The 22,094-nt window shown below is 71.3% G+C and carries 14 protein-coding genes; 3 read left to right on the top strand and 11 right to left on the bottom strand.

Features of this window, described 5'->3' with window-relative positions; genetic code table 11:
• Positions 1 to 128: 128 nt before the first annotated feature.
• From AC5L3C_RS22910 to AC5L3C_RS22900, 3 genes are all read right to left on the bottom strand, one after another.
• Positions 129 to 5,081, bottom strand: coding sequence for an NAD-glutamate dehydrogenase (locus AC5L3C_RS22910; RefSeq protein ID WP_493650614.1), 4,953 nt, complete (start codon positions 5,079 to 5,081; stop codon positions 129 to 131).
• Positions 5,082 to 5,732: 651 nt separating this feature from the next.
• The gene (locus AC5L3C_RS22905) at positions 5,733 to 6,404 is read right to left on the bottom strand and encodes an HAD family hydrolase (protein WP_493650613.1); all 672 of its coding nucleotides are present in this window, start codon (positions 6,402 to 6,404) and stop codon (positions 5,733 to 5,735) included.
• Positions 6,405 to 6,457: 53 nt separating this feature from the next.
• Complete coding sequence (locus tag AC5L3C_RS22900) at positions 6,458 to 6,964, bottom strand: DUF6912 family protein (protein ID WP_493650612.1); 507 nt, start codon at positions 6,962 to 6,964, stop codon at positions 6,458 to 6,460.
• 326 nt (positions 6,965 to 7,290) lie between these two features.
• On the opposite strand from AC5L3C_RS22900, the gene AC5L3C_RS22895 reads away from it, so the two are divergent.
• The gene (locus tag AC5L3C_RS22895; RefSeq protein WP_493650611.1) at positions 7,291 to 8,172 is read left to right on the top strand and encodes an Rv3235 family protein; all 882 of its coding nucleotides are present in this window, start codon (positions 7,291 to 7,293) and stop codon (positions 8,170 to 8,172) included.
• A 90-nt stretch (positions 8,173 to 8,262) separates the two neighbouring features.
• Here the strand turns inward: AC5L3C_RS22895 and secA are convergent, their stop codons facing one another.
• On the bottom strand, positions 8,263 to 11,109 hold the full coding sequence (gene secA / locus AC5L3C_RS22890; protein WP_493650610.1) for a preprotein translocase subunit SecA: 2,847 nt from the start codon (positions 11,107 to 11,109) through the stop codon (positions 8,263 to 8,265).
• A gap of 279 nt (positions 11,110 to 11,388) precedes the next feature.
• Between secA and AC5L3C_RS22885 the strand changes: the two genes are divergently transcribed.
• The gene (locus AC5L3C_RS22885) at positions 11,389 to 11,958 is read left to right on the top strand and encodes a GNAT family N-acetyltransferase (RefSeq protein ID WP_493650609.1); all 570 of its coding nucleotides are present in this window, start codon (positions 11,389 to 11,391) and stop codon (positions 11,956 to 11,958) included.
• Between the two features lie 50 nt (positions 11,959 to 12,008).
• Positions 12,009 to 13,196 (top strand): winged helix-turn-helix domain-containing protein, encoded by a 1,188-nt coding sequence (locus tag AC5L3C_RS22880; RefSeq protein ID WP_493650608.1) that lies wholly within the window; start codon positions 12,009 to 12,011, stop codon positions 13,194 to 13,196.
• A gap of 30 nt (positions 13,197 to 13,226) precedes the next feature.
• Here AC5L3C_RS22880 and AC5L3C_RS22875 read toward each other — a convergent pair whose 3' ends face one another.
• The 7 genes from AC5L3C_RS22875 to mtnA all read right to left on the bottom strand — a co-directional run bounded on the left by AC5L3C_RS22875 (position 13,227) and on the right by mtnA (position 22,019).
• Entirely contained in the window at positions 13,227 to 13,973 is a 747-nt protein-coding gene (locus AC5L3C_RS22875) for a response regulator (RefSeq protein WP_493650607.1), read from the bottom strand.
• A 203-nt stretch (positions 13,974 to 14,176) separates the two neighbouring features.
• Positions 14,177 to 14,869, bottom strand: a complete 693-nt coding sequence (gene hpf / locus AC5L3C_RS22870; RefSeq protein ID WP_125506096.1) for a ribosome hibernation-promoting factor, HPF/YfiA family — start codon at positions 14,867 to 14,869, stop codon at positions 14,177 to 14,179.
• 311 nt (positions 14,870 to 15,180) lie between these two features.
• Positions 15,181 to 16,095 (bottom strand): ComF family protein, encoded by a 915-nt coding sequence (locus tag AC5L3C_RS22865; protein ID WP_493650606.1) that lies wholly within the window; start codon positions 16,093 to 16,095, stop codon positions 15,181 to 15,183.
• A 101-nt stretch (positions 16,096 to 16,196) separates the two neighbouring features.
• Complete coding sequence (locus AC5L3C_RS22860) at positions 16,197 to 18,035, bottom strand: LpqB family beta-propeller domain-containing protein (protein ID WP_493650605.1); 1,839 nt, start codon at positions 18,033 to 18,035, stop codon at positions 16,197 to 16,199.
• On the bottom strand, positions 18,025 to 20,175 hold the full coding sequence (gene mtrB, locus AC5L3C_RS22855) for an MtrAB system histidine kinase MtrB (protein WP_493650604.1): 2,151 nt from the start codon (positions 20,173 to 20,175) through the stop codon (positions 18,025 to 18,027). The genes AC5L3C_RS22860 and mtrB overlap by 11 nt, the downstream gene beginning before the upstream one ends.
• A 1-nt stretch (position 20,176) precedes the next feature.
• Complete coding sequence (mtrA, locus tag AC5L3C_RS22850; protein ID WP_206302306.1) at positions 20,177 to 20,866, bottom strand: MtrAB system response regulator MtrA; 690 nt, start codon at positions 20,864 to 20,866, stop codon at positions 20,177 to 20,179.
• Positions 20,867 to 20,870: 4 nt separating this feature from the next.
• Positions 20,871 to 22,019: an S-methyl-5-thioribose-1-phosphate isomerase gene (gene mtnA, locus AC5L3C_RS22845; RefSeq protein WP_493650603.1), complete on the bottom strand. Its 1,149-nt coding sequence runs from the start codon at positions 22,017 to 22,019 to the stop codon at positions 20,871 to 20,873.
• Positions 22,020 to 22,094 lie beyond the last annotated feature (75 nt).

Raw genomic sequence — 22,094 nt, 5'->3', positions numbered from 1 at the left:
TCAGCAATAACCGTTCATCACCCCGCACCCCACATATTCATCACCCATCCCACCTAAGGCACCACACGGCGCGAGGGGCGCCCCGGACCCCACGGTCCGAAACGCCCCTCGCCCACACCCTCGCGGGGTTACGAGTGCGACCGCAGCAGCGTCCGCATCGTCCGCATCGCCACCGACAGGTTGGCGAGGTCGAACGCGTCGGAGCTGTGGATCTCCTCCAGGGTGGTGCGGGCCCGGCTCAGCAGGGCCGCGTTCTTCCGCTCCCACACCTCGAAGCGCTGCTCCGGCGTCGCCGAGCCGTCGCCCACCGCCAGCACGTCCGCGGTCACCGCCGCGTGCGCCGCGTAGAGGTCCTCGCGGATCGCCGCGCGGGCCATGGACTGCCAGCGGTCGGCGCGCGGCAGCTCGATGATGCGGTCCATCAGCTGGGTGATGCGCAGCCGGTCACCGAGGTCGTAGTAGACCTCGGCGACGTCCAGCGGCTCCTTGCCCATCCGGTCGGCCACCGACACGATGTCGAGCGTCGGGAAGGCCGAGGAGAAGCCGGCGACCCGGGTGGCGAGCTCGTCGGGGACACCGGCGCCGCTCAGCTCGTCGTAGATCTTCTGGTACCAGTCCAGGTCCGCGCCGCGCAGCAGCTTCGGCAGCTCGGCCCAGACCTGCTCGACGCGCTCGGAGAAGAACTCCACCGTCTCGGCGAGCTCCAGCGGCTGCGGCCGGTTGTTGAGCAGCCAGCGCGTGCCGCGCTCGACCAGCCGGCGCGAGTGCAGCCGGATCCGGGTCTGGACGTCCGCGTCGACCTTGTTGTCGAGGGCCTCGACCGCGTCCCACACCACCGAGGAGCGGAAGATCGCACGGGCCGCCGTCTGCGCCCGGACGATCTCCTCCAGCGATGCCCCGGTCTCCTCGCGCATCCGGTGCAGATACGTCGTACCGCCCGTGTTGACCGTGTCGTTGACCAGCACCGTCGTGGTGATCTCACGGCGCAGCGGGTGGTTGTCGATCCGGTCGGGGAACTGCTCGCGCAGCGCCGTCGGGAAGTACGCGTGCAGCAGCACCTTCAGGTACGGGTCCTCGGGCAGCGAGGTCTGCAGCAGTTCCTCGGTGACCGTGATCTTCGTGTACGCCAGCAGGACGGCCGTCTCCGGTCCGGTCAGGCCCTGCCCGGAGGAGAGCCGCTCGCGGATCTGGCGGTCGCTGGGCAGGAACTCCAGGGCCCGGTCCAGCTGGCCCTCGTTCACCAGGTGCTTCAGGAACCGCTGCTGAGCGTGGACCATGTCCTTCGACTGCGCCAGCGCGTTGGCGATGGCGGTGTTCTGCGCGTAGTTGTTGCGCAGCACCAGCCGGCCGACCTCGTCGGTCATCGCGGCGAGCAGCTTGTTGCGCTGCTTGACGGTCATGTCGCCGTCCTTGACCAGACCGTTCAGCAGGATCTTGATGTTCACCTCGTGGTCGGAGGTGTCGACACCCGCGCTGTTGTCGATGGCGTCGGTGTTGAGCCGCCCGCCGTGCAGCGCGAACTCGATCCGGCCGAGCTGGGTCATGCCCAGGTTGCCGCCCTCGCCGACGACCTCGACCCGCAGGTCCTTGCCGTTCACCCGGATGGGGTCGTTGCCCTTGTCGCCGACGTCGGCGTTGGACTCCGTGGACGCCTTGACGTACGTGCCGATGCCGCCGTTCCACAGCAGGTCGACCGGTGCCGTGAGGATCGCCTTCATCAGGTCCGGCGGGGTCATCTTGGTGACGCCGGACTCCAGGCCGAGGGCCTCGCGGATCTGGGCGTTGACCGGCACGGACTTGGCGGTGCGCGGGAAGACCCCGCCGCCGGCCGAGATCAGCTCGGGGTTGTAGTCCTCCCAGGAGCTGCGCGGCAGCTCGAACAGACGGCGGCGCTCGGCGTAGGAGACGGCCGCGTCGGGGTTGGGGTCGATGAAGATGTGCCGGTGGTCGAAGGCGGCGACCAGCCGGATGTGCTCGCTGAGCAGCATGCCGTTGCCGAACACGTCACCGGACATGTCGCCGATGCCGACGACCGTGAAGTCCTCGGTCTGGGTGTCCACGCCCAGCTCCCGGAAGTGCCGCTTGACGGACTCCCAGGCACCGCGGGCGGTGATGCCCATGCCCTTGTGGTCGTAGCCCGCGCTGCCGCCAGAGGCGAAGGCGTCACCGAGCCAGAAGTTGTAGACCTCGGCGACCTCGTTGGCGATGTCCGAGAACTTGGCGGTGCCCTTGTCGGCGGCGACGACGAGGTAGGTGTCGTCCTCGTCGTGCCGGACGACGTCCGCCGGGGGCACGACCTCGCCGCCCACCATGTTGTCCGTGATGTCGAGCAGCGCCGAGATGAACGTCCGGTAGCTGGCGATGCCCTCCGCCATCCAGGCGTCCCGGTCGACGCCCGGGTCGGGCAGCCGCTTGGCGACGAAGCCGCCCTTGGCACCGACCGGCACGATGACGGTGTTCTTCACCATCTGCGCCTTGACCAGGCCGAGGATCTCCGTACGGAAGTCCTCACGGCGGTCCGACCAGCGCAGGCCGCCGCGCGCGACCTTGCCGAAGCGCAGGTGCACGCCCTCGACGCGCGGCGAGTACACCCAGATCTCGAACTCCGGGCGGGGTGCCGGGAGGTCCGGGATGGCCTGCGGGTCGAACTTCATGGAGACGTAGTCGTGCGGCACTCCGCCGCTCGCCTCCTGGAAGAAGTTGGTGCGCAGCGTCGCCTTGATGACGGTGAGGAAGGAGCGCAGGATGCGGTCCTCGTCCAGCGAGGCCACCTGGTCCAGGGCGGCGTCGACCTCTTCCAACAGGGCGTCCACCAGTTCGTACCCGGCGCGCTGCCGGTCGGGCGACATCCGCGCCTCGAACAGGGAGACGAGCAGCCGGGTGGTGTGGACGTTGTGGCGGAGGGTGTCCTCCATGTAGTCCTGGCTGAAGGTGGAACCCGCCTGGCGCAGGTACTTCGCGTACGCCCGCAGCACCATGGCCTGCCGCCAGGTCAGCCCGGCGCTGAGCACGAGGGCGTTGAAGCCGTCGTTCTCCGCCTGGCCGGTCCAGGTCGCCGCGAAGGTGTCCTGGATGCGCTCGCGTGCGTCGTCGCCGAGGTAGTCCAGGCCGCCGCCGGGCGCCTTGGGCATGCGCAGACCGAAGTCGTAGATCCAGGCCACGCTCCGGTCCGAGCAGCGCAGCTCGTACGGCCGCTCGTCGACGACCTCGACGCCCAGGCGCTGGAGCACCGGCAGCACCGCGGAGAGAGAGACGGCCTCACCCTTGCGGTAGATCTTGAAGCGGCGCTCCTCGGGGGCGGCGCCGACCGGCTCGTACAGGCTGAGTTCGAAGTCCCGCTGTTCGTCGAGCAGCTCGACCCTGGCCAGGTCGGCGACCGCGCTGCGCGGGGAGTGGTCGGCCTTGTAGCCCTCGGGGAAGGCGCCCGCGTAGCGGCGCAGCAGCTCCGCGGCGCGCTCCTCGCCGAACTCGGCGGTCAGCGCCTCGCTGAAGCCGTCGGCCCAGGAGCGGGCGGCCGCGACGAGCCGCGCCTCGATGCGCTCCTTGTCGGCGTCGGACAGCTCCGGCAGTTCGGTGCCCTGCGGGACGCGGACCACGAAGTGCAGCCGGGAGAGGACCGACTCGGTGTTCCAGGCGGTGAAGTCGACGCTGGTGCCGCCGAGCTCCTCCTTGAGGATGTCGATGATCCGCAGCCGCACCCCGGTGGTGTAGCGGTCCCGCGGCAGGTAGACGAGGGCGGAGTAGTAGCGCCCGTACTCGTCCTGGCGCAGGTACAGCCGCAGCCGGCGGCGCTCCTGGAGGTAGAGCACCGAGGTCACGATGGACTGGAGTTCGTCCGCCGGGGTCTGGAACAGCTCGTCGCGCGGGTAGGTCTCCAGGATCTGGAGCAGATCGCGTCCGTCGTGGCTGTGCGGGGAGAAACCGGCCCGCTCCAGCACCTCCTCGACCTTGCGCCGGATCACCGGCACCCGGCGCACGGACTCGGTGTAGGCGGCGGACGAGAACAGTCCGAGGAAGCGCCGCTCACCGACGACGTTGCCGTCCGCGTCGAACTTCTTGACGCCGATGTAGTCCAGGTACGAGGGCCGGTGCACGGTCGCCCGGCTGTTCGCCTTGGTCAGCACCAGCAGGTTGTGCTCGCGCGCCTTGGCGCGGGCGTCGGCGGGCAGCCGCTCGAAGGACGGGCTGACCGGGTGGTCCTCGCCGCTGGAGTGGTGCGGGTCGGAGCGCAGGATGCCGAGGCCGGTGCCGGGGACGGCGGCAAGCGAGTCGTCGTCGCGCAGCTCGTACTCGCGGTAGCCGAGGAAGGTGAAGTGGTCGTCGGCGAGCCAGCGCAGCAGCTCGCGGGCCTCCTCGACCTGCTGCTCGGGCACGTCGGAGGGGATGGACTCCTCGGGCAGCGCCTCGGCCAGCGCGGTGGCGGCCCGGCGCATCTTGCCCCAGTCCTCGACGGCCTCGCGGACGTCGGACAGGACGCGCAGCAGATCGGCGGTGATCTGCTTGAGGTCCTCGCGGTCGGTCTCGCGGTCGATCTCCACGTGGATCCAGGACTCGACGTGCGCGTCGTGCGGGAGGTCGCGCTTGTCCGTCGGGAGGTCGCCGCCGGCCGGGGCGGTGAGCACCTCGATCAGCTGTCCGGTGACGTCCCGGCGGACCACGATCTGGGGGTGGATGACGACGTGGATGCCGCGGCCCTGGCGGGTCAGCTCATTGGTGACGGAGTCGACCAGGAAGGGCATGTCGTCGGTGACTACCTCGACGACGGAGTGGCTGCACGTCCAGCCGTTCTCCTCGACGGTCGGGGTGTGCACCCGTACGTTGGCGGTGCCCTGCGGCCGGCTCTCGGCGAGCCGGAGGTGCGAGACGGCGGCTCCGAAGATGTCGACCGGGTCGCGGTCGGTCAGGTCCTCCGGGGCGGTGTGCAGGTAGTAGCGCTGGAGGAACTCGAGCACGGTGTCCCGGTCGGGCATGCCCTTGTCCGTCGTCCCAGTCGGCAGTTTCCCCCCGGCCGGGCTGTTCTCAGCTACCCGGGCGGCCCGATCGAGCAGCTCGGCCTTGGCTTCGTCCAGCTTGGTCTGCATGGTCCTCTGGCTCCTGTCGCGCGCCGTTGCGTGACGTAGAAGGAAGTACGGTTTCCCACCTCGTGGTGCGGTGATACGACGCGGGGTGTCCGGTCCGTACCGACGCTATGCCGCGGGATGAGATGAGCGGGGGCTTCTCGGCCGAATTCGGTGCGTCCGACGGGTGTGACTCTGCTCTCCGTGGCGTCCGCCCCTCCGGGGTGCGCCGCGTCCCGTGCCGCCCGCGAAGACCAGCGACTGCCACCCGGTCACGGATGTCGTCCGTGCTCACCGGGCGCACAGCGGGGACGCGCAGGCCCCCGCGAGATATCGCGCTGATCACGCCACTAAGGCTATCGCCCTCTCCAGGTACCCCGTCATGAGCCGTATGTGTACAAAACCAAGCCCCAAACTTTGCCACTCTGCACAGTCGCACTGAGCTGCGGGCAGCCGCACCCACCTGCGGGCAGCCGCACCCAGCCTGCGGGCAGTCGTGCCTCCCCCAGTGCCTCAAGGGCCTGGGAGGTGCCCCCAGGGCGGCACGGGTGGGCGGTGGGGGTACCTCCCGCTCGAGCGCTGCCGAGAGTGGGGGAGGCACCCCGTACACGCCGGGCAGCGCACCACTCCCCGGCCAGTCCCCACGCAGGGACACTGAACCGGGGCCGACGCACGTCAGGCCGCAGCCACCAACCGCTCCGCCACGACAACCGCCTCCCGCAACGAATCCACCACCGGCACCCCCACCGCCTCCAGACTCGCCCGCCCATGCGACCCCCCGGTGTACAACACCGCCCGGGCCCCCGCATGCGCGGCGGCCACCGCGTCGTCCGCCGCGTCCCCGATCACCACCGTCCGCGCCGGCTCCACCCCCGTCAGCGCGGCCAGGTGACGCACCATGTGCTCCGCCTTGCTGCCGCCCGACGGCCCGGTCCGCCCGTCGACCCGGACGAAGTGCGGCTCGATCCCGAAGCCCCGCACCAGCGGCACCAGGTCCTGATGTCCGTACATGCTGAGGATCGACTGACTGCGGCCGGCCGCCGCCCACTCCGCCAGCAGCTCCACCACACCCTCGGCGAGCCCGCAGCTCACCCGGTGCTCGGTGTAGTACCGGTGGAAGGTGCTGTCCATCAGCTCCCACTCGGCCTCGCTCGGCAGCCGCCCCATCAGCCGCTCGTAGAACTTCGGCACCGGTACGCAGTACAGCTCCCGGTACCGCTCCAGCGTGAGCGGCTCCAGGCCCAGCTCGGCGAAGGCCGCGTTCGTCGCGCCGATGACGGCGTCCACGTCGTGGAACAGCGTGCCGTTCCAGTCCCAGACGATGTGTGCGTCGGTGTGCATCCCCATGCCGAAAAACGTACCCGCCTCCGCCGACAATCGGCAGAACCGCAGGCCAGAGCTCAGTCCACCAGGTTGGGGATCTCCTGCGTCGCGTACCACAGCAGCTCGTGGTCCTCCGCCCCGTCCACCACGAACTGCGCGTCGTCGTCACCGGCGTCCGCCGCGGGCAGCGCGTCCGCCGCGGCCGCCACGTCCGCCTCCGCGTCCTGCGCGTCCACGTGCACCGCGGCCGCCCTGGCCAGCCGTACGGCCCCGGCGACCCGCACCTCGCCCAGCGCGGCCGGGTCCAGGCCCCGGTCCGGGTCGGACTGGGCGGCGCCGTCGGACACGTCCACGGCGACGACGACCCGGCGCCGCGGGGCGTCGGGGTCCGCGGCCAGCAGCCGCAGGGAGGCCAGCGCGGCGCGGCTCAGCGCGGCGTACTCCAGCTCCTCGATGTCGTCGGAGAGGTACCACTCGCGTAGCGCGGGCGTGACGGCGTAGGCCAGGAACGGCCCGTCCCCCAGCTGACCCGTCTTGTACGCCTCGGCGAGCCCGGGGAGGGTCAGGGGGACGTAGACGCGCATGATCAGCCGCTTTCGTATGAATCGGAGGGGCTCCGCAGAGCCCTCAGGATACGACCCGGCGTCCCCCATCGAGTCCCTGCCCACACCCCCGGACCCGTCCACTCCGATCCGGAAAGTCACCCGGTACGCCCGCACGAACACGGGGCCGGGTCCCCGCCCGTCACCCTGATAAGTGAATCCTCCGGCCGCCCCGGCCCACGTTCCTCCGCCTTGCTCCCACCGGCCATCGCCCCGTACAAGATCCCCAACACGAAGTTACTGCCCGGTACCACCGGCTCCCCCAGCCGCCCCGGGCCCACCGAACGGGGTCCCCCATGCGCAAGGTCATGACCAGACACCACCCCCGCACGCCCGCCCCCGGCGGGCCCCGACCGGCTGCCGAGGAGGGCCCTTCCACCCGGCCCGCCGACGGCCGTCCGCCCGCCCCCTCCCTTGCCGGAGACCGGCCGCTCACAGCGAGCCGGGCGGCCCACGCCGGCTCCCCGCCCTCCCCCGACAGCGCGCCCTCCGCCACCGTGCCGGCCGCCGGCACCACCCCGCCCCGCACCCCCACCATCCGCAGGGCATCCGCGCCCTCCCCCGACAGCGCGCCCTCCGCCACCGTGCCGGCCGCCGGCACCACCCCGCCCCGCACCCCCACCATCCGCAGGGCATCCGCGCCCTCCCCCGGCGGGCGTCGGCCCGCCGCCGGGGGAGGCCGTGCCACGCGCCCGGCCGACAACCGGCCGCCCGCCCGTGCCGCCCGGGCGCGGCGGGGCGCGGTGCCGGGACGGGGCGTCCAGGACGCGGCGGGGGCCGGACCGGGCCGGCCCGTCGTCGTGCCGCGGACCGGTGAGCGGGTCCCGGCACGGCGGCCCGCCGTCCCGCAGCTCCGCCCGACCGACCGCTTCGCCGAACTGCTCCTCGCCGTACTCAGCGGCCGGCGCCCCGTGCACGCGATGCTGCGGCACACCGCCGGCCCGGCCTACGACGAGCTGATCCGGCTCGCCGAGCGGGGACCGCTGCGCACCCGCGGCGCCCGCCCCGTCGTCCGTGACATCGGCTACTTCGAACCCCGCGAGGGCGCCATCGAGGCGTTCGCCCGGATCGGCGCCGGGGACAGGCTGCGCGCCATGGCGTTCCGGCTGGAGCGGGGACGCGATCTGCGCTGGCGCTGCACCGCCGTGGAGCTGGGCGGCCCCCGCCCGCACCGCGCGGCCGCCCGTTGAGCCGTCCGGACACGCCCGAGGGCCGGGCACCCGCCAGGTGCCCGGCCCTCGGTCCGTCCCACAGCCGCCCCGTCCACGGAGCGGCTCGGCTCACTTCTTGCGGCGACGCCCGCCCCGTGCCTGCTTGCGGCGCTCCGCACGGGTGAGGCCGTCGGCCTCGGAGCGCACCGGCTCGTCACCGGTGGCGAAGTCGCCCTCGATGGTGCCGCCCTCGCCGTCCACCGTCGGCGCCGAGAAGTGCAGGTTCCGCCGCTGCGGGGCGTCGAGCCCCTTCGCGCGGATCTCCGGACGGGGCCCCGCCTGGGCGGGCACCGCGTCCTTCTTCTCCAGGTCGGCGACCGGCTCGGCCTCCTCGACCGGGACCTCCTCGACCTGCTGCTCGACCTGGACCTCCAGGTTGAACAGATAGCCGACGGACTCCTCCTTGATGCCCTCCATCATGGCCTGGAACATGTCGAAGCCCTCGCGCTGGTACTCGACCAGCGGGTCCTTCTGCGCCATCGCGCGCAGGCCGATGCCCTCCTGGAGGTAGTCCATCTCGTAGAGGTGCTCGCGCCACTTGCGGTCCAGGACCGACAGCACGACCCGCCGCTCCAGCTCACGCATGATCTCGGAGCCCAGCTGCCCCTCGCGCGCCTCGTACTGGGCGCGGATGTCGTCCTTGATGGACTCGGAGATGAACTCGGCCGTCAGACCCGCGCGGTCGCCGGCCTCCTCCTCCAGCTCCTCGATGGTCACGCTCACCGGGTAGAGCTGCTTGAAGGCGCCCCACAGCCGGTCCAGGTCCCAGTCCTCGGGGAAGCCCTCGGCGGTCTCCGCCTGGACATAGGCCTCGATGGTGTCGTCCATGAAGTGGTGGATCTGCTCCTGGAGGTCCTCGCCCTCCAGGACGCGGCGCCGCTCGCCGTAGATGACCTCACGCTGGCGGTTGAGGACCTCGTCGTACTTCAGGACGTTCTTACGGGTCTCGAAGTTCTGCGTCTCGACCTGCGACTGGGCGGAGGCGATGGCGCGGGTGACCATCTTGTTCTCGATCGGCACGTCGTCCGGCACGTTGGCCATGGACATCACGCGCTCGACCATCTGGGCCTTGAACAGGCGCATCAGGTCGTCGCCGAGCGAGAGGTAGAAGCGGGACTCGCCGGGGTCGCCCTGACGGCCGGAACGACCGCGCAGCTGGTTGTCGATGCGCCGCGACTCGTGCCGCTCGGTGCCGAGGACGTACAGGCCGCCGCTCTTCTCGACCTCTTCCTTCTCGGCCTTGACCGCCTCCTCGGCCCGCGCGAGCGCCTCGGGCAGGGCCTGCGCCCACTCCTCGATGTGCTCCTCGGGGTCGAGGCCGCGCTGGCGCAGCTCCGCCTCGGCGAGGTCCTCGGGGTTGCCGCCGAGCTTGATGTCCGTACCACGGCCGGCCATGTTGGTCGCCACGGTGACGCTGCCCTTGCGGCCGGCCTGGGCGACGATGGACGCCTCACGCTCGTGGTGCTTGGCGTTCAGCACCTCGTGCTGGATGCCGCGCTTGCTGAGCTGCTGGGAGAGGTACTCGGACTTCTCCACCGACGTCGTGCCGACGAGGATCGGCTGCCCCTTGCGGTGCTTCTCCTCGATGTCGTCGACGACCGCCTCGAACTTGGCGACCTCGGTGCGGTAGATCAGGTCGGACTGGTCCTTGCGGACCATCGGCCGGTTGGTGGGGATGGGCACCACGCCGAGCTTGTAGATCTGGTGGAACTCGGCGGCCTCGGTCATCGCCGTACCGGTCATGCCGGACAGGCCGGGGATTTCCTTGCCGTTGTGGTCGTGGCGCTTGTAGAGGCGGAAGAAGTTCTGCAGCGTGATCGTGGCGAGCGTCTGGTTCTCGTCCTTGATCGGCACCGATTCCTTCGCCTCGATGGCCTGGTGCATGCCCTCGTTGTACCGGCGGCCGGCGAGGATACGGCCGGTGTGCTCGTCCACGATCATGACTTCGTCGTCGATGATGACGTAGTCCTTGTCGCGCTTGAAGAGCTCCTTGGCCTTGATGGCGTTGTTCAGGTAACCCACGAGCGGCGTGTTCACCGACTCGTACAGATTGTCGATGCCCAGCCAGTCCTCGACCTTGGCCACACCGGACTCGTGGATGGCGACCGTGCGCTTCTTCTCGTCGACCTCGTAGTCGCCGGTCTCCTCGATGCCCTTGAGCGGCTGGCCGGGCTCACCGCGCTTGAGCCGCTTGACCAGCTTGGCGAAGTCGCCGTACCACTTGGTGGCCTGGTCGGCCGGGCCGGAGATGATCAGCGGCGTACGGGCCTCGTCGATGAGGATCGAGTCGACCTCGTCGACGATGGCGAAGTTGTGGCCGCGCTGGACGAGCTCGTCCTTGGACCAGGCCATGTTGTCGCGCAGGTAGTCGAAGCCGAACTCGTTGTTCGTGCCGTAGGTGATGTCGCACGCGTACTGCTCGCGGCGCTGGGCCGGCGTCATGTTGGCCAGGATGCAGCCGACGCTCAGGCCCAGGAACTTGTGGACGCGGCCCATCATCTCGGAGTCGCGCTCGGCCAGGTAGTCGTTGACCGTGATGATGTGGACGCCCTCGCCCGACAGCGCGTTCAGATACGCGGGCAGGGTGCCGACGAGCGTCTTGCCCTCACCGGTCTTCATCTCGGCCACATAACCCATGTGGAGCGCGGCGCCGCCCATCATCTGGACGTCGTAGTGCCGCTGGCCCAGCACGCGCCTGGCGGCTTCGCGGACGGTGGCGAACGCCTCGGGCAGCAGGTCGTCCAGGCTCTCACCGTCGGCGTAACGCTCCTTGTACTCATCGGTGAGGGCCCGCAGCTCGGCGTCGGAGAGGCCTTCGAAGTCCTCTTCGATGGAGTTGACCTGGTCCGCGATGCGGTGCAGCTTGCGCAGGATCTTGCCTTCGCCTGCACGCATGATCTTCGAAAGGACGGACACGGGGGTTGGTCTCCTTGCCGGTCGGGCCTGGGACGGTCGGTTTCCATTTCACTGACGGAGCAACGGCCATCGTATGCGAGGACCCCGTCACGCCGGGAGGCCTGCCGTGCAGTGACCGTCGGCTGCTTCCTACCCGTTTCACGGTTGCCTCACAAGGACAACGTCCCGCGGCCCGCGATGGTGCCGCGCCGCACCGGTGATTTGCGCGAAGGGTGATCATCTCCTCACGCACGGCTAAAAAGATGGCGCCGCCAACAGACGCGTGAGCAGAATCGGCCGATGGAACCCGTCACCCTCACCACCGACCGCCTCCTGCTGCGCCCCGTCGGGCGGCAGGACACCGACGCCGTGTACGCCGCCTGCCAGGATCCCGACATCCAGCGCTGGACCACGGTCCCCTCCCCCTACCTTCCCGAGCACGCCCGGGGCTTCACCGAGCAGATGGCCCCGGACGGGTGGGCGAACGGCTCGATGTTCACCTTCGGCGTCTTCCTGCCCACCGGCGAGCTCACCGGCATGCTCGGCATCACCATGCGCTCCCTGGGCACCGGTGAGATCGGCTTCTGGGGGACGAAGGAGCACCGGGGCAACGGTTACATGACGGAGGCCTCCCTGGCCGTCTCCCGCTGGGCCTTCACGCGGCTGTCGGTCGACCGCGTGGAATGGCGCGCGGAGGTGGGCAACGCCGCCTCCCGCGCGGTGGCCGAACGGGCGGGTTTCACCATCGAGGGCGTCCTGCGCGCCTCGCTCAACAACAAGGGGGTGCTGCGGGACTGCTGGGTGGGCTCCCTGCTCCCCTCCGACCTGGGGCTCGTGTCCACGACGCCCTACGTGCCCGGCAAGGGCTGACGCCCCGGGCCCTCCCCCGCTGTCAGTGCCTGCGCCTATCGTGCGCACGTATGACGACCCTGCCACGCCCCACCACGGAACTCTCGGCCGACGAGGCCCGCCGCATCGCCCTGCGCGCCCAGGGCTTCCTCGGTGCTCCGGACCGCCGCTCCGGCGTGCGGGGGGTTCTGCGCCGTCTGGGCGCGGTGCAGCTGGACACGATCTCCGTCCTGGCCCGCTCCCACGAGCTCATCCCGTACGCGCGGCTGGGCGCGGTGGGGCGCCGGACCGTCGAGGAGGCGTACTGGAAGGACGGCTCCCGGCCGCCGCGCGCGTTCGAGTACTGGTCGCACGCGGCGTGCATCCTGCCCATCGAGGAGTGGCCGCACTTCGCCTTCCGCCGACGCGCCTTCCGTGACCGGCCGCACTGGAACCACAAGCTGCCCGACGGCACCTACGACCAGGTGATCAAGCAGCTCCGCGCGGAAGGGCCGCTCACGGCGACGGAGCTGGGCGGCGCGAAGCGCACGAGCGAGTGGTGGGACTGGTCCGGGACCAAGGTCGCCGTGGAGCGCGCGCTGATGTACGGGGAGGTGGTGTGCGTCGAGCGCCGCGGCTGGAAGCGGGTCTACGACCTCGCCGAGCGGGCGATCCCGGCGGAACTGCTGCACGACGAGCTGGACGACCGCGAGTGCCTGCGCCGCCTGGTCCGGCTGGCCGGCCGGTCCCTGGGCGTCGGCACCCGCGCGGACATCGCCGACTACCACCGCCTCAAGGGTGAGCAGGTCGACGCGGTGATCGCCGATTCGGGTCTGGTCCCGGTCACGGTGGCGGGCTGGTCGAAGCCGGCCTGGGCCGACCCGGAGGCTCTGGCGACGGTGCCGCGCGGCCGGCACCGTACGACGCTGCTGTCGCCGTTCGACTCCCTGGTCTGGGAGCGGGCGCGCACGGAGCGGATCTTCGGTTTCACCCACCGCCTGGAGGCCTATGTGCCGAGGCCGAAGCGGGTGTACGGCTATTTCGCGATGCCCGTCCTCGCGGGCGGCCGGCTGGTCGGCCGGGTGGACCCGGCCCGGGAGGGGCGCACGCTGGTGGCCAAGCAGGTCACGCTGGACGGCCCCAAGGCGGTCCCGGCGGTGGCGCAGGCGCTGGTGGAGGCGGCGGGCTGGGTGGACTGCGCCAACGTCCGGGTGGAGCGGGTGGACGCGCCGGAGCTGCGCGAGGCCCTCGTGCTGGAGCTCGCCCGGGCCGTCGCCTGAGCCGGGGCGGGGCGGGGCCTGCCCCGTTTGTCACCGGATCTCGAGGATCTTCTCCCGCATCGCGTAGACCACCGCCTCCATCCTGGAGTGCAGCTGCAGCTTTTCCAGGATGTTGCGCACGTGGTTCTTCACGGTGTTCTCGGAGATGAACAGTTCCTTGGCGATGTCGCGGTTGTTCATTCCCGTGGCGACGAGTTTGAGGACTTCGAGTTCGCGGTCGGTCAGCCGGGGCGCGGGCACGAGCCGGCGCTCGTCGGTCCGCTGGATCATCGATTTGAACTCGGTGAGCAGTTTCGACGCCATGGAGGGGCTGATCTGGGACTGTCCGTCGGCCACCGCCCGGATGGCCGTCGCCACCTCGTCGGTGGAGATCTCCTTGAGGAGATAGCCGGTCGCTCCCGCCTTGATGGCGTCGTAGAGATCGGCTTCCTCGTCACTGATCGTCAGCATGATGATCTTCGCGCTGGGGGCGACCTCCTTGATGGAGGTGCAGGCCTCGATCCCGCCCCGCTTGGGCATCCGCACATCCATCAGAATGATGTCCGGCAGCAGGTCGGCCGCCTTCTCCACGGCCTCCGCGCCGTCCCCCGCCTCGCCGACGACCTGGATGTCCTCCTCGGCGGCGAGCACGATCTCCAGTCCGCGGCGGAACAGTGCGTGATCGTCCACCACAAGGACTCTGATCGGCTCCTTGCGTGGAGTGTCCGCGTCCGGGCCCATGCCGACGACGCCGTCGTCGGCATCCTCGTCCTGCATCGGTCCGAAGCTGTCCGCCATCGTTCCTCCCCCTGAAGGCTGTGGCCTGTGGTCCCGGGCCATCGCCAACCCAAGGCAACGGCCCACCGGTTGAGCCGTTGCCGCCATGATTCCATGCCCGGCCGACAGCGAGGTGCCGCCGTGCGCGCGAAGTGGGCGCACACCGGTGCCCCTGGGGGCGCACACGCGCACCAGGGGCACCTGCTGTGCTGTCGCCCGGCGGATCAGCCGCCGAGTGTCCCGCCCGCCTCGGGGGAGTTGGACTCGGTGACCATCGTGTCGGTGCTGAGGTGGATCACGCCGTAGTCGTAGGCATGGCGCCGGTAGACGACGCTGGGTTCCTTGGTCTCGGAGTCGATGAACAGATAGAAGTCGTGCCCGACCAGCTCCATTTCGTACAAAGCCTGATCGAGGGTCATGGGCGCGGCCACATGGGTCTTCTCGCGGACGACGAGGGGTCCGTCACCCTGTACTTCCAGCGAGCCGATCTTCTTGGTGGGGACGGCTTCCGGCTCCTTTTCCGCAGAGCTCGCGCCGGTCCCGTTGAGCGTCGCCACGCCCGGTACGTGCGCCGGTACCTCGGCGGCCGAGATCCTGCGCGCGCCGCGCCGCGAGAAGCGCTTGTCGTGCTGCTTGCGCAGCCGGGCGTCCAGCTTTTCCGCTGCCAGATCGAGCGCCGCGTACGGGTCGCTCGCCGCCGCCTCCGCCCGGATCACCGGACCGCGGGAGCGCAGGGTGATCTCCACCCGGTCGCTGCGGTCGGCCTGCCGGGGGTTGGGCTCCTTGGACACCTCGACGTCGAGGCTGATCACCTTGCCATCGAGCTTCTGGATCTTCTCCAGGTTCAGCTTCTCGGCCACGTGCTTCCGGAACCGCTCGGGCACCTCGGTCTTGCGGCCCTTGACGACGATGTCCACGCAGAACTCCGTTCCCGGATCACTCCGCGTCGATGCGGAGTGCCTCCCTTTTGCACCAGGCCCCGGTGACGTCCGGAGCCTCGGACTCGGTGACGTCCACCTCCTCCCCCACGGACGAGAGTTCCAGTCCGCCGGCGCGGGTGATGGCGAAAAACCCGCGGCACGGCAATCGGAATCGAGAGGTGTGGCCTGCGGCTTTCCCTCACAACCGAACATATCTCGCCCGGACGGATGTCGTCACCCTCTACCGCGCCGTACCTCCATTCAGGGGAATTGCCCCTCTCATTACCTGCAACGACGCTCGTTCTCAATCAGTTCCGGTGTAATTCGAAAGCATCTGGTGATGCCGCGACGACGGCCGCGCACATCACGCCGACGATGCGGTCGGCCCGGTCCCCGGCCGCCGTCCCCCGCGGCCTGCCGGACGGCCGACGCGCCCTCTGTTGAGCTGGTCCGTCCCGCTGTTCTCCTCTCCCTTCCCACCTCTCACCCAGGTACACGAACGCGGGCCCCGAAATACTCGATCCCGCGCCCCGCTCCGCCCGCACCGCGCGCGCCGCCTCGGCCAGCGACGCCCCCGTGGTCATCAGGTCGTCGACCAGGACGACCCGGGCACCGGCCAGCAGCCGGCCGCAGCCCGGGGCCGCCGTCAGCGCGCCCGCGAGATTGGCCATCCGCTGCCGGGAGCCGAGCCCCGACTGATCGGCCACGGCCCTCCGTTGCCGCAGGGCGGGAAGTACTCGGGCGGGTACCCCCGACCGCCTCAGCTCACCCGCCGCCGCGTATGCGATCCGCCGGGCGGGGTCGTGTCCGCGGGCCCGCACGGCCCGGCGCGCGGACGGCACGGGAACGAGCAGCACCGGACCGTCCCGGGGGCCGCGGCCGCCGGGCGGCGCGGCACCCGGCGCCGCCCGCCCGGTCCCGGGGCCGGCCGCCCGCAACCCCGCGCGCACCGCTCCCGCCAGGGCCTGGCCGAGCGGCCGGGCCAGGGCCAGGGCGCCTCTCTCCTTGTGCGCGAGCAGCGCGGCGCGCACCTCGTCCGCATACCGTGCCGCCGCGTGCACCGGCGGCAGTCCGGCCGGTTCGGGGACCGGCCTCACCCGGCGCGGCGCGGCACCGCTCAGCGCCGTACGGCACGCGGCGCAGAGCACCGCACGCGGCCTGCCGCATCCGCCGCACTCGGCGGGGAGCACCAGGTCGGTGAGGTCGTGCCACCAGTCCCGCATGGGCCCACTGTGCCAACGTCCGCCCCACCCGGCCACCCCTGTGGACAACTCGCGGGACCGGGCGGGACGGGGCCGGTCATACCCTCGGACGGGGGCGGCTCTCACCCCGGATAGACCGGTGCCGTCCCCGCCGTCACCTTCTGCCACTGGGCCCCCGAGGGCAGCCGCACGATCCCGTCCACGGAGTACGCCACCAGCGGGGCCGTTTCGTCCTCGGAGGCGGTGACGGCCTTGACGCCGGTGAGGGCGGCGGGCAGCGGCACGTCCGGCGTGGAGCCGTCGATGTCGACGTACTTCATCTGCTCCACACCCCCCTGCTCGCGCCCCACCACCACGAGCCGGCTGTCGCCGGCCCACGACATGGCCGTGACCTGCTCCAGCTCGGGCGTCGCCTCGCGCAGCTCCAGCACGGTCACCGCCGGACGCTCGTCCGCACCGTCGGCGGGCCTGCTCCGCTCGATCCGGCCGACCTGCAGCGACAGCCGGTCGCCCTGCTCCACGACGAGCGCGATCCGCACCCCGTCGGCGGCCACCCGGACCGCCCGCACCCGGCCGTCCAGCCCTGGCGTGCGCACCTCCAGCGGCTCGCCGGCGCCCTTCTCCAGCAGGTACAGCCCCGGCTTCGCGGGATCCCGGTCGGCCACCCACAGCCCGCCCTGGGAGTCCCAGCTGGGCGTGGTCAGCCGGTCCTGCTCGGACTTGCCGGCGCTGCTCAGCACCGGGTCACCGAGGGAGCTGCCCGTCACCAGCGAGGAGACGAACAGCGCCTTGCCGTCGAGGGCCACGCCCGCCGCGGTGCGCTCGTCCCGCGCGACCGCCACCGAACGCAGCGCCTTCTCGCCCTCGCCGAGCGCCCCGGGCACCGGCTCCGCGTCGGTGTCACTGGTGCCCGCGGCGATCCGTACGAGCCGGCGCTCCTCGTCGACGAAGTATAGGTAGTCGGGCTGGTTCAGCGCGCCCCGCGTGGCGACGGTCTCGGCACCGTCCTGCGTGAGCAGGCACAGTTGCCCGCCGTCGGCCCGCAGCTCGACCTCCTCCACCGCGGGGCTGACCCCGCGCAGGGTGAACAGCAGCTGCGCCGCCATCTCCTCGCAGCGTCCGGTGCCGACCTCGGCCGCACTCTCGTTGAGCGGCACGGTGAGCCTGCCCCGGTCGTCCGGCGTCAGGGGGCCCGCGCCCTTGCGCAGCGCCGTGCCGGTGGGGAAGCTCGACCGGACCACCGGGTCCAGCCAGGTCGTGGGCCCGTCGATGAGGGAGCGCACCACCCGGGTCGTGGGGTCGACCTTCCTGCGCACGTAGACCGGGTCGGCGACCGCCATGGGCAGGTCCGTGGCCCTGGTCTCCGCGTTGTTCGAGGCGAAGTAGTACTTGTTGACGGACATGTAGTTGCGCTGGAAGTCCGACCTGCCCATCACGACGCCCTGCGGCACCGCGTCGATGCGCCACTGACCGTTCTTCTCGTCCTTGGTGAGATGCACGATCTTGCTGTAGGGCCCGGAGTCCGGCGCGTACGCCTGCTCCGCGTCCACGGTGGCCACCCGGGTGCCGGTCAGGGTGTAGGACATGGCGCCGGTGTCCTCCCGGTCCGGGCGGTCGGCGTGGGCGCCCGGGCCGTTCGCCAGCACGGTGGTGGACAGCTCCGGCTGCCAGGTCTTGGACATCTCCCGGGTCAGATACTGGCGCGCGGTCCGGTACTCGGGGTCGTCACTGGTCAGCGCCTCCAGGAAGCCCTGGACGATCTGTGTGGGGGTGGCGTCCTCACGCGGCGGCATGGCGAACACCCGTACCTGGGCGTCCTGCCGCGGTGTGGACTCCACGCCCCGCAGTCCCCCGTTGTCGGGCATCGAGGCGCACCCGGCCAGCAGAACGACCCCCGTGGCGGCGTACGCCGCCCTGCGCACCGATGACCCCCTGCCGCGCCGCACGCGCTCACCGCCCACGCGAAGCCTCCCCGTCCCTCTCCGCATCACGCGTCGCACTCTCATCGCCGGGTCCCTCGTCCCCGGTCCTCCGCGCCGGGTCCCCGGCGTCCTCCGACGGCCGCCGCGCGGCCGCGTCCTTCCCGCCCCCGCCGAGCGGCGCGCCTGCCTCGCCCAGCGTGCCGGGCGTCATGCGCGTACTGCCCGAAGCTCTGCCGGACCGTGCCACCACGCGCGCTCCGCTGCCGGGCAGGGCCGTGGGGTCGGCAGTGGGGGTCACGGCCGCGGGCGGCAGGGGGAACGGGTCCCTGGCCGAACCGCTGCCCGGCTGCCCCACCGGCACCGTGGCGCTCTTCTCGCCGTCCCCGCCGCGCGGCAGGCCGGCGTCGTCGAGCCCGCGGTTGCGCCGCGAGTCCTTCGGCTCCAGGGGTATCGGGGACCCCCTCAGCGGCTCGTCCGCGGTCCTGGGCAGCGTCAGCCGGAACTGCGAGCCGCCCCCCGGCTCGCCCCAGGCCTGCAGCCAGCCGCCGTGCAGCCGCGCGTCCTCCAGGGCGATGGACAGCCCCAGTCCCGTACCGCCGGTGGTCCGCGCGCGTGCCGGGTCGGCCCGCCAGAAGCGGCTGAAGACCCGGGTCGCCTCGCCGGGCTTGAGCCCGACGCCGTAGTCGCGCACCGCCACTGCCACCGCGCCGCCTGCCGCGGCCAGTTTCACCACGACGTCCCTGCCCTCGCCGTGCTCGACGGCGTTGACGACGAGGTTGCGCAGCACGCGCTCCACGCGGCGCGCGTCGGCCTCGGCGACGACGGGCTGCTGGTCGCCGACGATCCTGATCCGCGTGCCCTTGCGCTCGGCGAGCGGCTCGGCCCCGCTGACCACGCTGCGCACGACCTCGCGCAGGTCGATCGGCTCGGCCTCCAGCGCCGCCGCGCCCGCGTCGAAGCGGCTGATCTCGAGCAGGTCGGCGAGCAGCGACTCGAAACGGTCCAGCTGGTCGGCGAGGAGCTCGGCCGACCGCGCGGTCACCGGGTCGAAGTCCTCGCGCGCCTCATGGATGACGTCCGCGGCCATCCGTACGGTCGTCAGCGGTGTCCGCAGCTCGTGGGACACGTCCGACACGAAGCGGCGCTGCATCCGCGACAGGTCCTCGAGCTGGCTGATCTTCAGCTGGAGGTTCTGCGCCATCTTGTTGAAGGCCTCGCCCAGGCGGGCGATGTCGTCCTCGCCGGTGACCTTCATCCGCTCCTGCAGCCGCCCGGCGGACAGCCGCTCGGCGATTCCGGCCGCCATCCGCACGGGGGTGACGACCTGGCGCACGACGAGCCAGGCGATCGCCCCGAGGAGCACCACCACGAACAGCCCCGCGGTCGCCAGCGTGCCCTTGACCAGGCTCAGCGACTTCTCCTCCTGGGTGAGCGGGAAGAGGTAGTAGAGCTGGTACGGGTCGCCGTTGGGGTCGTTGACCTGCTTGCCGATGACCAGGGCGGGCTGGGACTCCTTGTCGTCGTTGTAGACGACGCGCGTGTAGCTCTGGGCCGGCGAGGTGCTGGAGTCGATCCGCTCCCGCAGCTCCGCGGGCACACTGACCGTCGGGTTGACCTCACCGGAGGCCCGCGGGCCGCGCCCGCTGCCGCTCTCGCCGCCCGCGGGCAGGGTCACCACGTCGAAGGCGCCCTGGCCGCCGCTGGAGAGCGAGGCCACGAGATCGCTCATCCACTGGATGACGCTCTGCGAGGGATGGCCCTCCGGCGCGATGTCCTCGTCGCCCGTGACGCTCACGTCCTGTTCGGCCTGCTGCTTGGCCACGGCGAAACCGCCGGTGGCCTGGCTCTGCGACGCCCTCACCTTGGCGTCCAGCAGACCGTTGCGCACCTGGCCGATGACGACGAAGCCCAGCAGCAGGACCACGCCCAGGGACATCAGCAGCGTGGTGGCGACGACCTTGAGCTGGATGTTGCGCCGCCACAGCCGCATGACGGGCAGCAGCGGCCGGCGCACCCAGCGCATGAACAGCCGGATGACCGGACTGCCCTGGACGCCGCCCTCGAGCAAACCGCCCTCGAACAGACGTCCCCAGTTGGAGCCCGTCGCCTTCCGGCCGACAGGCCGCCCCGGACGGCCCCCGGACCGGCCGGGCGCCGAAGCGGCACTGTCACCGGACATGTCAGCTCGGTCCTGCCTTGTATCCGACACCACGGACGGTCACCACGATCTCCGGCTTCTCCGGGTCCTTCTCGACCTTGGAGCGCAGCCGCTGCACATGCACGTTCACCAGCCGGGTGTCCGCCGCGTGGCGGTAGCCCCAGACCTGCTCCAGGAGCACCTCGCGCGTGAACACCTGCCACGGTTTGCGGGCCAGCGCGACCAGCAGGTCGAACTCCAGCGGCGTCAGCGCGATGGCCTGCCCGTCCCGCTTCACGGAGTGACCGGCCACGTCGATCACCAGATCGCCGATGGCGAGCTGCTCCGGCGCCGGCTCCTCCGACCTGCGCAGCCGCGCCCGGATACGGGCCACCAGCTCCTTCGGCTTGAACGGCTTCACGATGTAGTCGTCGGCACCGGACTCCAGGCCCACCACGACATCGACGGTGTCGCTCTTCGCCGTGAGCATCACGATCGGCACCCCGGACTCCGCCCTGATCAGACGGCACACCTCGATGCCGTCCCGGCCGGGCAGCATCAGGTCCAGGAGCACCAGATCGGGCTTGGTCTCACGGAAGGCGGCCAGCGCCTTGTCGCCGTCGGCTACGAAAGACGGCTCAAAACCTTCACCGCGCAGCACGATGCCGAGCATCTCGGCCAGTGCGCTGTCGTCGTCGACGACAAGGACTCGTCCCTTCATAAACGACATCATCCCATTAGCTCATCGTTACCTGGCGTGACCTGGCGCACAACGCCGCCAGGGCCTCGTTGGTCACGGGCGAAACGGCGCCCTCCTCGGTGACGATCGCCGTCACCAGCTCCGGTGGCGTCACGTCGAACGCCGGGTTGTACGCCTGCGTCCCCAGGGGCGCCACCGGAATCCCCCCTCCCGCTTCCGTTCCGGCCACCGGCACCTGCGGCGCCGTGACCTCCGTCACCTCATGCCCCGGCCGCTGCTCCACCTCGATCGACGCCCCGTCCGGCGTCCGCGGATCCACCGTCGTCACCGGCGCCACGACGACGAACGGCACATGGTGGTACCGCGCGAGCACCGCGAGCGGATAGCTCCCCACCTTGTTCGCCACCGAACCGTCGGCCGCGATGCGGTCCGCCCCGACGAGCACCGCGTCCACCTCGCCCGCCGCGAACAGCGATCCCGCCGCGTTGTCGGTGAGCAGCGTGTACGCCATGTTGTTGCGGGCCGCCTCGTATGCCGTCAGCCGAGCACCTTGCAGCAACGGACGCGTTTCGTCCACCCACAGGCGCCTGAGCCGCCCCGCGCGGTGCGCCGCCAGCGCCACCGCGAACGCCGTCCCCTCACCGCCCGACACCAGCGAACCGGTGTTGCAGTGCGTGAGGATCCGGTGCCCGCCGCCGGGCAGCAGCTCGTCCAGCAGTGCCAGCCCGTGCCCCGCCATCCGGGCGCTGGCCTCGGCGTCCTCCCGGTGCAGCTGCTGCGCCGCGGCCAGCGCGGCCCCTGCCGCCTGCCGGGCGTTACCGCCCCGGGCCAGCACCTCCCGGTGCGCGGAGTGCGCCCGGCGCACCCCGACGGCGAGGTTCACCGCGGTGGGCCGGGCGCTCTCCAGCGCCGCCGCCGCGTCGTCCACGTCGAAGCCCCGCACGGCGGCCAGCGCGACGCCGTAGGCGCCCGCGATGCCCAGCAGCGGGGCGCCCCGCACAGCGAGCGAGCGGATCGCCTCCACCAGCGCGGGCGCGTCCGTGCAGACGAGCTCGACCTCCTCGGCCGGCAGCCGCGTCTGGTCGAGCAGGACCAGAACGGGGCCTTCGGGTGGCTCCTCCCAGCGCAGCGCCGGGATCTCGGTCGGCCGCTTGGTGTCGCCGCTGTGTGCGTACTGATCAGCCATGCGGCCAGTCTGCCCCCTGTCGCCCCGACAATTGAAGGAACGCAGCCCTCACCTCGCCAGGTCACCCGACGACCA

Source organism: Streptomyces speibonae, from assembly GCF_984686075.1.
Note: the sequence above shows the minus strand (reverse complement) of the source record. Positions and strands in the feature narration are given on the sequence as shown.